This window comes from Providencia sp. NPDC089933, assembly GCF_049545585.1.
Lineage (GTDB): Bacteria > Pseudomonadota > Gammaproteobacteria > Enterobacterales > Enterobacteriaceae > Providencia > Providencia huashanensis.
The window spans coordinates 98250-111516 of record NZ_JBMWDT010000002.1 but is presented as its reverse complement, the minus strand read 5'-3'; the positions used below and the strand labels follow the sequence as shown (position 1 = coordinate 111516).

The window sequence follows — 13267 nt, the reverse complement described above, 5'->3', positions numbered from 1 at the left end:
TTCAATACAGATAGCTCTGACTTACTTAAATCAAGGTTTAAAATCGACGACGATACCTTCCCTCTTAACCCTTTCAAAAATTTTATCTGAATCGGGTCTTGGCATCGAAGCTAACTTCGCAGCTCGAATTGCCGCATCACATAACGCAGCGTCGTTCGTCGGGTTATTTTTAGGTTTAATCCCCATCAAAGCGCCATCCCGTGCGAGCACCAATTGCAATTCGCAAGTCCGCCCACGATAAGTATCTGAATCATAGAACTTACTTTGGATTGCCGCTTTTACCTTACCTGCATAGTTATCAACATCTGCGTTTGAGGCCCCTGATTTTTTACCGCCACCAGTTCCAGCAGAAGCTTGGCCGCCCTGTTTACTTGGCCCAGAAGCAGTTAAATCGCCGAGTAAATCATCTACAGAAGCCGCATTTTTTGCCGCCTCTGCTTTCGCTTTCGCTGCTTTAGCTTTCGCTTCTTTATCTGCTTTCTCTTTCGCTTCTTTATCCGCTTTAGCCTTAGCTTCCTTGTCTGCTTTTATTTTAGCTTCTTTATCAGCCTTTTCTTTGGCTTCTTTTTCTGCTTTTTCTTGAGCTTCTTTCTCTGCTTTAGCTTTAGCCGCTTCGGCTTCTTTTTTAGCTTGAGCTTCAGCTTTCGCCTTTTCAGCTGCCTGCTCTTTAACTAATTTTTCCTTTTCAGCTTTCGCTTTCGCGGCAGCTTCTTCCGCTATTTTTTGCTCTTCCTTGGCTTTTTTAGCGGCTTCTAATGCTTTTTTCTGTTGCTCTTCAGCTTGTTTTTGTTGCTTAGCGGTATCTCGTTCAGTTTTGATACGCTCTTGTTCAAGCTGTTGCAGACGTTTTTGTTCCTTTTCTTGCTGCTCTCTTAGCTCAGCCTCTTGTTTTTGTTCTTGCTCTTTACGCTCTTTAGCTGCTTGTCTGACCATGTTTTGTTGTTTTTGCATTTGTTCATATTGCTCAACAACCACGCCAGGGTCGACCATCACCGCATCGATGACAGTCCCTTCTTCCCCGCCACCACCAAGTTTGACGACGGAAACTAAAGAGCCTATAACAATCAAGCCAATCAATATGATGTGCAATACAACAGACATCACTAATGAACGGTTTAGGTTATCTTTTTTCTCTTTTGACTTTCCCACTCTGGTATCCAAAAAAAGAATTGTGACTTATTCAAACCACAACAACCCAGCCTAGATAGGCTGAGTCATCAAGCCGACAGATTTTATCCCTGCACTGTGCAAAATATTCAGAGCCTTAATAACTTCTTCATAAGGCACCTCTTTTGCACCACCAATTAAGAAAATCGCTTTTGGGTTTTTCTCTAATTGTGATTTCGCTTCAGCAGCAATCTGTTCTGGTGGAAGCAATTCTAATACCTCACCATCGAGCCGCATATTATACTGCCCAACACCCGACACCTCTAAAATTATAGGTGGGTTGTCACTTGATGATACGGTTTGTGTATCTGTTGCATCCGGTAATTCAACTTCCACACTCTGGGAAATAATGGGTGCCGTTGCCATAAATATCAGTAACAGCACCAACAAAACGTCCAGCAGTGGAACGATGTTGATTTCGGATTTCAGCTCACGTCTGCGACTAGTGCGCGCCATTCGCTTATCTCCTCAACTTATTTCTTATCAGCAGAGAATGCTTGACGATGCAAGATGGCTAAAAACTCTTCCATAAAGTTATCGTAAGTTTGCTCTAACTTATTGACTCGTAAGTTCAAGCGGTTGAAAGCCATAACCGCAGGAATCGCTGCAAACAAACCTATCGCGGTTGCGATAAGTGCTTCGGCGATCCCCGGAGCAACCATCTGTAATGTTGCTTGTTTTACCGCACCCAAAGCAATAAACGCATGCATAATTCCCCATACTGTCCCGAATAAACCAATGTATGGGCTAATCGAACCAACAGTACCTAAAAATGGGATATGTGCTTCTACTGACTCTAATTCACGATTCATTGATATACGCATCGCGCGTGATGCACCAGTAACCACCGCATCTGGTGCGTGAATATTTGCCTGATGTAAACGAACGAACTCTTTAAAACCGGAGTGGAAAATTTGTTCAGCTCCGCTCAATTCATCACGGCGAGCTTGGCTTTCTTTATATAAGCGCGATAGCTCAATACCTGACCAAAACTTATCCTCAAATGCCTCCGCCTCACGGGTTGCAGCATTTAAAATTTTCGTTCTTTGAATAATAATGGCCCATGATGCAATAGAAAAACCGATCAAAACGAACATAATGAGCTGAACCAAAAGGCTCGCTTTAAGGAATAAATCCAGGATATTCATGTCAGTCACTGTTTAAACTCCGCGACAATAGACTTAGGAAGCGCAATCGGCTTCATTTTTGATGTGTCCACACAAGCAATTAGGGCATTAGCCCCACAAAGCAGGTTACCTTGTGAATCAACTAACCTTTGATGAAAAGTTAATGAGGCACGTTTCATTTCAACAATTTGCGTCTCAACCTCCAACAGATCATCTAGCTTTGCCCCTTTTACAAAATCAATTGTCATGCTACGCACAACAAAACCAAGGTTATCAGCAAGCATACTTTGTTGGTTGATTCCTTTATTTCGCAACATTTCGGTTCTTGCTCGCTCAAAAAATGCTAAATAACGTGCATGATAAACTACACCGCCCGCGTCTGTATCTTCATAGTACACGCGAACTGGCCAGCGAAATAACATAACAACCACTCCGTCTTAGGTTAAATTAACTAACGGTGCCACTATACGCAAGACAGTGCCAGTTTGGAATCACTTTGAAAGTAAAGATATCAAAAATAATTATGGGTCCATTGACCCACAATTAGCAATTAGAATTATCTAAAGACTTGTAAAAGTCCCCAAATAAGAATGATGGCAGCAGGTAATGGATGGAAAATCGCACGCCAAATGACTTTTTGGGGTTTGAAACCAACACCAAAAATCATCGCACTGCAAGTTGCCCAAATTAATAACAGCCCTTGCCAAATTTGGAATGAACTGGTTTTTGCAGCAAATAGAGATGGGTCCCACATCACTGCACCAGCTGTAACTAAAGCTAAAATAAGGATAAGGGCCCTTAACGGCCCCTTATCCAATAGCTGATAGGTTTTATCCACCAGCATTTTATTTACTCACCATCTTTAGCTGCTTTAGAGTCTTCAGAGTGCTCTAATGCTAGTGCTGCAATCACTGCAAAACTACAAGCTAACAGCGTGCCGAGAATCCAGGCGAAATACCACATAGTTATGCTCCTTAATACAGTGAATGCTTGTTGCCTTCGATGAAGTTTTTGTCCAGACGACCAAACATTTTGTAGTAACACCATGCGGTGTATGCCAGTACGATTGGAACAAAGATAGCCGCGACAACTGTCATGACTTGCAGTGTGAACAAGCTAGATGTTGCATCCCACATGGTCAAGCTTGCATTTGGCATAATGCTTGAAGGCATGATGAATGGGAACATTGCTACACCACAAGTTAAAATGATACAAGCGATAGTTAATGAAGAGCTCACAAACGCCCAACCATTTTTGTCTGCTTTACTGAACAGCATAGTCAGTAGTGGCAGCGCTAAACCCAGTGCAGGCAGAGCCCACAGGATTGGGTAAGTATTGAAGTTAGTCAACCAAGCCCCTGAAACAACCTCTACGGTTTTATTCAGTGGGTTTGATACCGCATGGTGATCAATCGCTGAAGTGATAACATAGCCATCGATACCCATTACTAACCAAACACCAGCACCCGCAAACGCTAACAGTGTGACTAACGCACAGATATAGGTTGCTTTACGTACACGTAGGTACAGCTCGCCAGTGGTACGCATTTGCAGATAAGTTGCACCTTGGGTAACAATCATCATTAAACCAACCACACCCGCTAACAGACCATATGGGTTCAGCAGACCAAACAGGTTACCTGTATAGGTTAAGTACTGTTGGTTATCAATTTGCAGTGGGACACCTAATAATAGGTTACCAAATGCAACACCGATAACTAATGGTGGAACGAAACCACCGATGAACAGACCCCAGTCCCACATGTTACGCCATTTTGGGTTCTCCAGTTTTGAACGGTAGTCGAAACCCACCGGACGGAAGAACAAAGCAGCTAACACTAAAATCATCGCGATATAGAAACCGGAGAATGATGCCGCATAGACTTGTGGCCATGCAGCAAACATCGCACCACCCGCAGTGATTAACCAAACTTGGTTACCATCCCAGTGCGGTGCAACGGCATTAATCATGATACGGCGTTCGGTATCTGTTTTACCTAAAATAGGTAATAAGAAGCCAACGCCCATGTCAAAGCCATCCGTGACAGCAAACCCAATCAGTAATACACCGATAAGGATCCACCACACAAACCGAAGAACTTCATAATCAAACATAAGTGGCTCCTATTTACTGAACGTCGTGTGCAGAAGTGTTTTTCTGTTCAAAGTGGTAGCGACCAGTTTTCAGGCTACTAGGCCCTTTACGAGCGAATTTGAACATTAAGAACATTTCAGCAATTAAGAACAGTGTGTACAGACCACAGATCAATACCATAGAGAAGATCAGGTCATGGGTCGTTAAATTAGAATGAGCAACCGACACCGGTAATACTTCACCAATTGCCCAAGGCTGACGACCATACTCTGCAACGAACCAACCTGATTCAATTGCAATCCATGGTAGTGGAATACCAAACAGTGCAATACGTAACAGCAGTTTGCTTTGACCAATTTTGTTACGGACTACTGACAGGAATGCCCAGCCAATAATTAATAACAACAGGAAGCCAACACCAACCATGATACGGAATGCCCAGAACAGAGGCCCTACGTTAGGAATACTGTCTTTTACTGCTTTTTGAATTTGCGCTTCTGTCGCATCAACAACATTTGGTGCGTATTGTTTTAACAGAAGACCATAACCGAGATCTTTTTTGCTAGCTTCAAATGCAGCACGCAATTCAGGATCTTTATTTCCAGCTAACAGTTCTTGTAATTGACCATATGCAACCATACCGTTACGGATACGAACTTCGTGTTGTTTCATTAGATCTTTCAGACCTAATACTGGCGTATCAACAGAACGAGTTGCAATGATACCCATCGCCCAAGGAATTGAGATAGCAAACTTGTTTTCTTGCTTCTCAGTATCTGGCCAAGCGATTAAGTTAAATGCAGCTGGAGGCGCATGGGTTTCCCACTCAGCTTCAACCGCAGCGAGTTTAGTTTTCTGAACGTCACCCATTTCGTAACCTGATTCATCACCAAGAACGATAACAGATAGAACCGCAGCAATACCAAAACTAGCAGCAATTGCAAAAGAACGCTTAGCAAAAGCAACATCACGACCTTTAAGTAGGTAGTAAGAGCTGATACCTAAGATAAACATTGCACCAGTACAATAACCTGCAGCCACTGTGTGGACAAACTTAACTTGCGCAACTGGGTTTAAGACTAGCTCAGAGAAGCTAACCATTTCCATACGCATTGTTTCAAAGTTGAAGTCAGCTGCGATCGGGTTTTGCATCCAACCATTCGCCACTAAAATCCACAAAGCAGAGAAGTTAGAACCTAAAGCAACTAACCATGTTACAGCAAGGTGTTGAGTTTTGCTTAAACGATCCCAACCAAAGAAGAATAAACCAACAAAAGTAGATTCTAAGAAGAACGCCATCAAACCTTCGATTGCCAGAGGCGCACCGAAGATATCTCCAACGTAATGAGCATAGTAAGACCAGTTAGTCCCGAATTGGAATTCCATGGTCAGACCCGTTGCAACACCTAGGGCGAAGTTAATACCAAATAACTTACCCCAGAACTTAGTCATATCTTTATAAATTTGCTTGCCAGACAGCACATATACCGTTTCCATGATCGCAAGCAAAAACGCCATACCGAGCGTTAATGGCACGAACAGGAAGTGATACATTGCAGTTAAGGCAAACTGTAATCGTGACAGTTCGACAATATCAAACATCTTGACTCCTTGCTCCTAGCAGGAAGACACCGACTTGCGGCAACCCAGCTTCCAGATTAAATTTCGAAGAAAGCCTCTTAACTACCAGCAAAAAATGCCTCAAAACAACAAATAATTAACAAAACCAAAAGAAAGAACAATACTATAATAATAGTACGCCTATCTTCACATACAATAAACTTCTTTTACGTGACTCAGATTTGAATTCTGAATTTACATCAATAATTATACCCTTTAATAGAAAATAGAGTATTTGATCGTGCACCAATTTAAGCAATTTCGACAAATAAAGCTAGAGGTAATAAATTGATTTACGTCAATTTTTTTCCTATTGTTAATTGATTTGCATACCAGTCAATTAATAGTTATTCACTTGTTAATGTACTGTTATTGGTATTGATATAAATGTTCTTATTTTTTCTAAAGATTAACAAAAAAATATAATCTTTTTATTAAGAAGTCTAAAAAAGAATATTTAATTTCTAATAGTATCTTATTTCAAAGCTATTATGAATTTTATTAATATACGAACTTATCTCAACTAAAATCATATATTCGGTTAATTAACTTTCCCCAATAATTATAAAATTGACCTGACACAACTTTCTCGTTTTTTGCTTAAAATGGGCTTTGTAGCCCACCAAAGCTATGGAGCATTTTCACAGATAGCCGTACCTGTACTCGTATCTTTTAATATTTTTAAGTATAGACACTCTTTGCCAGAAATCCTTATCCTCTCTCCAGAAATTACACTAACGGCTTTTAAAGCCATAAAAAAACCCGTACTCAAATAAGCACGGGCTTTCGTCTCTTACGGCTGCTAGTTACCTAGCGGATCATTTACTTATTCAGTAATGATTTCACGGCATCGCCGATGTCTGCAAGGCTACGAACGGTTTTCACGCCCGCAGCTTCTAATGCAGCAAATTTCTCATCCGCAGTACCTTTACCGCCAGCAATGATTGCACCAGCATGGCCCATACGTTTACCTTTCGGTGCCGTTACACCAGCGATATAACCAACTACTGGTTTAGTTACATGCTCTTTAATATAAGCCGCAGCTTCTTCTTCCGCGTTACCACCAATTTCACCGATCATGACAATCGCTTCAGTTTGTGGGTCAGCTTGGAACATTTTCAGGATATCAATAAAGTTTGAACCTGGGATTGGGTCACCACCGATACCAACACAAGTTGATTGGCCTAAACCTGCATCAGTAGTTTGTTTTACCGCTTCATAAGTCAGCGTACCTGAACGTGAAACGATACCGACTTTACCTGGCATATGAATGTGACCAGGTTGGATACCAATCTTACATTCACCTGGAGTGATAACGCCTGGGCAGTTAGGGCCGATCATGCGAACGCCAGCTTCATCCAGCTTCACTTTCACAGTCAGCATGTCCAGAGTTGGAATACCTTCAGTGATGGTGATAATCAGTTTAATGCCTGCATCGATAGCTTCTAAGATAGAGTCTTTACAAAATGGCGCTGGCACATAGATAACAGACGCAGTTGCACCTGTCGCTTCAACCGCTTCGCGAACTGTATTGAACACCGGCAGACCTAAGTGTGTTGTACCACCTTTGCCTGGTGTAACACCACCGACCATTTTTGTACCATAAGCAATCGCTTGTTCTGAATGGAATGTACCTTGACCACCAGTAAAACCTTGGCAAATCACTTTGGTGTTTTTATCGATTAAAATAGACATTATTTAGCCTCCGCTGCTGCTACTGCTTTTTTAGCTGCGTCAGTCAAGCTGTTAGCAGCGATAATGTTCAAGCCGCTGTCTGCCAGTTTCTTAGCACCTGATTCAGCATTGTTACCTTCTAAACGCACAACTACTGGTACATTTACGCCAACTTCTTCAACTGCACCAATGATGCCGTCTGCAATCAGGTCGCAACGAACGATACCACCAAAGATGTTAACAAAAACGGCTTTCACGTTTTCATCAGAAAGAATGATTTTAAATGCTTCAGTTACACGCTCTTTAGTTGCGCCGCCACCAACATCTAAGAAGTTTGCAGGTGCGCCACCGTGAAGTTTAACAATGTCCATAGTTCCCATTGCTAAGCCTGCACCGTTAACCATACAACCAATGTTACCATCTAATGCAACATAGTTGAGTTCCCACTGCGCTGCTTGAGCTTCGCGCGCATCTTCTTGAGATTCATCACGTAGTTCACGGATTTCTGGCTGACGATATAGCGCATTACTGTCGATGCCTAATTTGCCATCTAAGCAAACTAAATCACCCGCAGTACTGATAACCAGAGGGTTAATTTCTGCTAAAGCTAAGTCACGCTCAAGGAATAAAGTTGCTAGACCCATAAAAATTTTAGCAAATTGGCTAACTTGTTTACCTGTTAAGCCTAATTTAAATGCCAATTCACGGCCTTGGAAAGGCATTGGGCCAGTCAGTGGGTCGATAATTGCTTTATGAATTAATTCAGGCGTTTCTTCAGCAACTTTTTCAATTTCCACACCACCTTCAGTCGATGCCATGAAAACAACACGACGAGTGCTACGGTCAACAACCGCACCTAAATACAACTCTTTATCAATGTCAGTCGCTGTTTCAACAAGAATCTGGTTTACTGGTTGGCCGTTAGCGTCTGTTTGATAAGTCACTAAGTTTTTACCTAACCAGTTTTCTGCAAATGCTTTAACTTCGTTAATATCGCTAGTGACTTTAACGCCACCTGCTTTACCACGTCCGCCTGCATGTACTTGGCATTTAATTACCCATGGGCCATTGCCAATTTTTTTAGCAGCGTCTACGGTTTCAGCGACTGATGAACAGGCATAACCTGTTGGTGCAGGCATCCCATAACGTGCAAACAACTGTTTTGCCTGGTACTCGTGTAAATTCATGATGTTCTATCCATAATTGAGTCTGAAGAGGCGTTTATTCGCCTCCTGCAATTGTTACTGATTTAGCAACCCGCAAGCGGGTTGCATCGGTTACTTCAGACCGGGCAGGTTGTTCCTACCCTGTTATGTTGCTATACGTCCAGCAGTAAACGAGTTGGATCTTCCAGCATATCTTTGATAGCGACTAAGAAGCCCACTGACTCACTACCATCGATTAAACGGTGGTCATAAGACAGCGCTAAATACATCATCGGAAGAATCTCTACCTTACCATTTACAGCCATAGGGCGGTCTTTAATGGCATGCATGCCTAAAATTGCGCTCTGTGGTGGGTTAATGATAGGTGTAGACATCAGAGAACCAAATACGCCACCGTTAGTGATAGTGAAGTTACCACCACTTAAGTCTTCAACAGTTAATTTACCATCGCGACCTTTAACAGCCAGTTCTTTAATTTTTTTCTCGATATCTGCCATGCTCATTGCATCAACATCACGTAGAACTGGAGTTACCAGACCACGAGGCGTAGAGACGGCAATGCTGATATCAAAATAGTTGTGGTAAACCACATCGCTGCCATCAATAGAAGCGTTAACTTCTGGATAGCGTTTCAGTGCTTCTACCGCAGCTTTAACATAGAAGGACATAAAGCCTAAACGTACACCGTGGCGTTTTTCGAATGCTTCGCCATATTGTTTCCGTAAGTCTTTAATTGGTTGCATGTTAACTTCATTAAATGTTGTCAACATTGCAGTGGTGTTTTTCGCTTCTAACAGGCGCTCTGCGATACGTTTACGTAAACGTGTCATTGGTACACGTTTCTCGCTACGGTGTGCTAACGGCGCTTGTGGTGCAGCAGGTGCTGTTGCTGCTGGAGCTGCTGATTTATTTGCTGCTAAATGTTTTTCAACATCTTCACGAGTCAAACGACCACCAACACCCGTCCCTTTAATGTCAGCTGGGTTCAGGCTATGTTCTGCAATCAAGCGACGAATAGCTGGGCTCAGAGCGTCATTACTTTCAGTCTCTAGGCTTGCAGTTTGGCGTTGTGCTGGCGTTGCTTCCTGTGCATCTTTAACTTCAGCAGGAATACCTGAGCTATCACCTAAACGAATACGACCTAACAGTTGTTTAGATAATACCGTCGCGCCTTCTTCTTCAACGATAGCTTCTAACACACCTGCTTCACTTGCAGGCACTTCTAACACCACTTTATCTGTTTCGATCTCAACCAGGACTTCGTCACGCTGAACACTATCACCTGGTTTTTTATGCCATGTGGCAACCGTGGCATCTGCAACGGACTCAGGAAGATCGGGAACAAGAATTTCTACGCTACTCATTTTCTATCCTTTAATTATTCAATGTTCAAAGCGTCATTAACCAGGGCTTTTTGTTGTTCCTGGTGAACGGACGTATAGCCAACTGCTGGTGATGAAGAAGCAGCTCGACCTGCATAACGTAAAGTAGCCCCTGCTGGGATAGCTTCACGGAAATTATGTTGACTGCAATACCAAGCACCTTGGTTTAATGGCTCTTCTTGACACCATACAAAGTCTTTAACATCAGTAAATTGCGCCAACGCTTTTTGGATATCATCGTGTGGGAACGGATACAACTGCTCAATACGCACGATAGCAACGTCAGTTTGTTCATTCTTACGACGTTGTTCTAACAGATCGTAATAGACTTTCCCTGAACACAGAACGACGCGTTTCACATTTTTCGGATTGATTTCATCGATTTCACCGATAACTGGTTCGAATTTGCCATTCGCCAGTTCATCCATACTAGATACTGCTAATGGGTGACGGAGCAGAGACTTCGGTGACATCACAATCAGAGGACGACGCATGCCACGTAAGGCCTGACGACGTAACATGTGGTAAACCTGAGCTGGTGTTGATGGAACACATACTTGCATGTTTTGATCAGCACACAGTTGGAGATAACGCTCTAAACGTGCAGATGAGTGTTCTGGCCCCTGACCTTCATATCCATGTGGCAGTAACATTACAAGGCCACACATACGACCCCATTTTTGCTCACCAGAGCTAATGAATTGGTCGATAACAACCTGAGCACAGTTTGCGAAGTCACCAAATTGCGCTTCCCAAATCGTCAGAGCACGTGGTTCAGTCGTCGCATAACCATATTCAAATGCCAATACTGCGTTTTCTGTTAGGACAGAGTCCCAAACGTTGAATACGCCTTGACCGTTATGAATATTTTGTAATGGAACATAGACAGAACCGTTAGTTTGGTTATGAATAACCGCATGGCGGTGGAAGAATGTACCACGACCCGCATCTTCACCTGACAAACGAACAGGAACACCTTCATCAACCAATGTTGCATAAGCTAAAGTTTCAGCCGCACCCCAGTCGAGTAATTTTTCGCCTTTCGCCATTTCAGCGCGATCTGCATAAATTTTCTCAACACGAGACTGAGCAACAACACCTTCAGGAATAGTGCTAACTTTAGTTGCCAATTCAGTTAAACGTTTGATATCAACGGTCGATTTGTATGATTCATCCCATTCATGGTTCAAATACGGAGCCCATGTATAAGAATTGAGTCCCATTTCACGGTACTCTTCAACCACACAATTACCTGCATCTAAGGCATCACGGTACAGATTGACCATTTCAGTCACATCATTAGCACTCAACACGTTCTCTGCAATTAAACGATCCGCATAAATTTTACGTGGTGTTGGATGCTGTTTGATTTTTTGATACATCACAGGCTGAGTTGCACTTGGCTCATCCGCTTCGTTATGACCATGACGGCGATAACACACTAAATCGATCATCACATCACGTTTAAATGTATTACGGAAATCTAGCGCTAAGCGAGTCACAAATGAAACGGCTTCAGGATCATCAGCATTCACGTGGAAAATAGGCGCCTGCACCATTTTCACGATATCAGTACAGTATTCAGTTGAACGGGTATCTTTCGGATTTGAAGTAGTAAAACCAATTTGGTTGTTAATAACGATACGTACAGTACCGCCAACTTCATAACCACGAGCCTGAGACATGTTCAGTGTTTCTTGAACAACACCCTGACCGGTAACTGCGGAGTCACCATGAATAGTGATTGGTAACACCATGTTGCTGCGACCTTCGTCCAAGCGATCACGACGAGCACGCACTGAACCAATTACCACAGGGCTAACAATTTCAAGGTGAGATGGGTTAAATGCTAACGCTAAGTGAACACGAGAACCGGCGGTTTCAAAGTCAGACGAGAAACCTTGGTGATATTTAACGTCACCCGCACTTGAATGGTCTTTATGTTTACCCGCGAATTCATCGAATAATTCACCAGGTTTTTTACCTAGGATATTCACAAGAACGTTTAAACGACCACGGTGAGCCATCCCCAGAACAACTTCACGAGTATCCTGTTTGCCTGCGTGGTGAATTAAATCTTTCAGCATTGGGATCAGGGCATCACCGCCTTCCAATGAGAAACGTTTAGCCCCTGGGAATTTAGCCCCGATATAGCGCTCAAGGCCTTCAGCGGCGGTGAGTTCCGCTAAGAAACGTAATTTTTCTTCTTTAGAGAAAACTTTTGCAACATCAACTGACTCAAGACGTTGTTGAATCCAACGTTTTTCTTCAGTATTTGTGATATGCATATATTCAGCACCAATCGAACCGCAATAAATGCGTTTCAAGTGCTCATATAGCTCACTGAGTTTCATGGTTTCTTTGCCAATAGCAAATGAACCCACGTTAAAGGTTTCGTCGAAATCTTCTTTCGTCAGATTATGGAATGCTGGGTCTAAATCTGGAACAGATTCGCGTTTCCAAAGCCCTAACGGGTCAAGATTCGCATTCTGGTGCCCGCGGAAGCGGAATGCATTTATTAACTGCAAAACTTTGACTTGTTTTGCATCGATAGCTGGATCGCTAACAGAAGTGTGATAACGCGTAGAGTCTTTTGCTAAGCGGCGGAAGTAATCGCGCGCTTGGGAGTGGAATTGTTCACCACTAGTACCTAAAGTAGCACCAGGAAGTTGCTCAAAAATGGCTTTCCACTCGGCATCTACAGAGTTAGGGTCAGTCAGATAATCTTCATAAAGCTGTTCTATATATGTCTGGTTCGCGCCTGCCAGAAAGCTTGAATCCAGCCAGTCCTTCATTACGCCGTTCTGCATTGTGATCCCTTAAGCTTTAAAAGCTTTAGTTTTCGCCGTGGTTAACTAATTACCGCATTTAAGCGGCCTCGATAAAGGTTCTCTTGGACGTGCTTTATGCATGTTCTCTCTTTGGGAGGCCCTTTATCAGTAAGGGTTTCCCTTTTAAGGAACCTTTAAAAACTGGCTACGGTTTTTAAAGGCCCCTATGCTTGGGCTGTCGTCTTCATCTTTTTTTGCAGTTGGCT

At 42.8% G+C, this 13267-nt stretch carries 12 protein-coding genes; all 12 read right to left on the bottom strand.

Going from position 1 to position 13267, the window contains the following annotated elements; genetic code table 11:
• Positions 1-30: 30 nt before the first annotated feature.
• A complete protein-coding gene (tolA, locus tag ACPEH5_RS04295; protein WP_042848278.1) occupies positions 31-1149 on the bottom strand; it encodes a cell envelope integrity protein TolA in 1119 nt (372 codons plus the stop codon).
• A gap of 51 nt (positions 1150-1200) precedes the next feature.
• Positions 1201-1623 (bottom strand): colicin uptake protein TolR, encoded by a 423-nt coding sequence (gene tolR, locus ACPEH5_RS04290; protein WP_004256786.1) that lies wholly within the window; start codon positions 1621-1623, stop codon positions 1201-1203.
• A gap of 17 nt (positions 1624-1640) precedes the next feature.
• Complete coding sequence (tolQ, locus tag ACPEH5_RS04285; protein ID WP_042848280.1) at positions 1641-2324, bottom strand: Tol-Pal system protein TolQ; 684 nt, start codon at positions 2322-2324, stop codon at positions 1641-1643.
• Entirely contained in the window at positions 2321-2716 is a 396-nt protein-coding gene (gene ybgC / locus ACPEH5_RS04280) for a tol-pal system-associated acyl-CoA thioesterase (RefSeq protein WP_042848281.1), read from the bottom strand. Before ybgC ends, tolQ begins: the two co-directional genes overlap by 4 nt.
• A 134-nt stretch (positions 2717-2850) precedes the next feature.
• The gene (ybgE, locus tag ACPEH5_RS04275; protein WP_042848283.1) at positions 2851-3138 is read right to left on the bottom strand and encodes a cyd operon protein YbgE; all 288 of its coding nucleotides are present in this window, start codon (positions 3136-3138) and stop codon (positions 2851-2853) included.
• Between the two features lie 5 nt (positions 3139-3143).
• Entirely contained in the window at positions 3144-3257 is a 114-nt protein-coding gene (gene cydX / locus ACPEH5_RS04270) for a cytochrome bd-I oxidase subunit CydX (RefSeq protein ID WP_004909083.1), read from the bottom strand.
• A gap of 11 nt (positions 3258-3268) precedes the next feature.
• The gene (gene cydB / locus ACPEH5_RS04265; protein ID WP_042848285.1) at positions 3269-4408 is read right to left on the bottom strand and encodes a cytochrome d ubiquinol oxidase subunit II; all 1140 of its coding nucleotides are present in this window, start codon (positions 4406-4408) and stop codon (positions 3269-3271) included.
• Positions 4409-4421: 13 nt separating this feature from the next.
• Entirely contained in the window at positions 4422-5990 is a 1569-nt protein-coding gene (cydA, locus tag ACPEH5_RS04260; protein WP_042848286.1) for a cytochrome ubiquinol oxidase subunit I, read from the bottom strand.
• An 840-nt stretch (positions 5991-6830) separates the two neighbouring features.
• Complete coding sequence (gene sucD / locus ACPEH5_RS04255; RefSeq protein WP_042848287.1) at positions 6831-7703, bottom strand: succinate--CoA ligase subunit alpha; 873 nt, start codon at positions 7701-7703, stop codon at positions 6831-6833.
• Positions 7703-8869, bottom strand: coding sequence for an ADP-forming succinate--CoA ligase subunit beta (sucC, locus tag ACPEH5_RS04250; protein ID WP_281110671.1), 1167 nt, complete (start codon positions 8867-8869; stop codon positions 7703-7705). Before sucC ends, sucD begins: the two co-directional genes overlap by 1 nt.
• A 131-nt stretch (positions 8870-9000) precedes the next feature.
• Positions 9001-10212 (bottom strand): 2-oxoglutarate dehydrogenase complex dihydrolipoyllysine-residue succinyltransferase, encoded by a 1212-nt coding sequence (gene odhB / locus ACPEH5_RS04245; protein WP_042848291.1) that lies wholly within the window; start codon positions 10210-10212, stop codon positions 9001-9003.
• Between the two features lie 14 nt (positions 10213-10226).
• Positions 10227-13040, bottom strand: a complete 2814-nt coding sequence (sucA, locus tag ACPEH5_RS04240) for a 2-oxoglutarate dehydrogenase E1 component (RefSeq protein ID WP_042848293.1) — start codon at positions 13038-13040, stop codon at positions 10227-10229.
• Positions 13041-13267: the final 227 nt, after the last annotated feature.

Coding starts and splice junctions, on each gene's coding strand:
- sucD (WP_042848287.1), bottom strand. CDS start 7,703: ATGTCTATTTTAATCGATAAAAACACCAAAGTGATTTGCCAAGGTTTT.
- ybgE (WP_042848283.1), bottom strand. CDS start 3,138: ATGCTGGTGGATAAAACCTATCAGCTATTGGATAAGGGGCCGTTAAGG.
- cydB (WP_042848285.1), bottom strand. CDS start 4,408: ATGTTTGATTATGAAGTTCTTCGGTTTGTGTGGTGGATCCTTATCGGT.
- sucC (WP_281110671.1), bottom strand. CDS start 8,869: ATGAATTTACACGAGTACCAGGCAAAACAGTTGTTTGCACGTTATGGG.
- sucA (WP_042848293.1), bottom strand. CDS start 13,040: ATGCAGAACGGCGTAATGAAGGACTGGCTGGATTCAAGCTTTCTGGCA.
- tolR (WP_004256786.1), bottom strand. CDS start 1,623: ATGGCGCGCACTAGTCGCAGACGTGAGCTGAAATCCGAAATCAACATC.
- cydA (WP_042848286.1), bottom strand. CDS start 5,990: ATGTTTGATATTGTCGAACTGTCACGATTACAGTTTGCCTTAACTGCA.
- ybgC (WP_042848281.1), bottom strand. CDS start 2,716: ATGTTATTTCGCTGGCCAGTTCGCGTGTACTATGAAGATACAGACGCG.
- odhB (WP_042848291.1), bottom strand. CDS start 10,212: ATGAGTAGCGTAGAAATTCTTGTTCCCGATCTTCCTGAGTCCGTTGCA.
- cydX (WP_004909083.1), bottom strand. CDS start 3,257: ATGTGGTATTTCGCCTGGATTCTCGGCACGCTGTTAGCTTGTAGTTTT.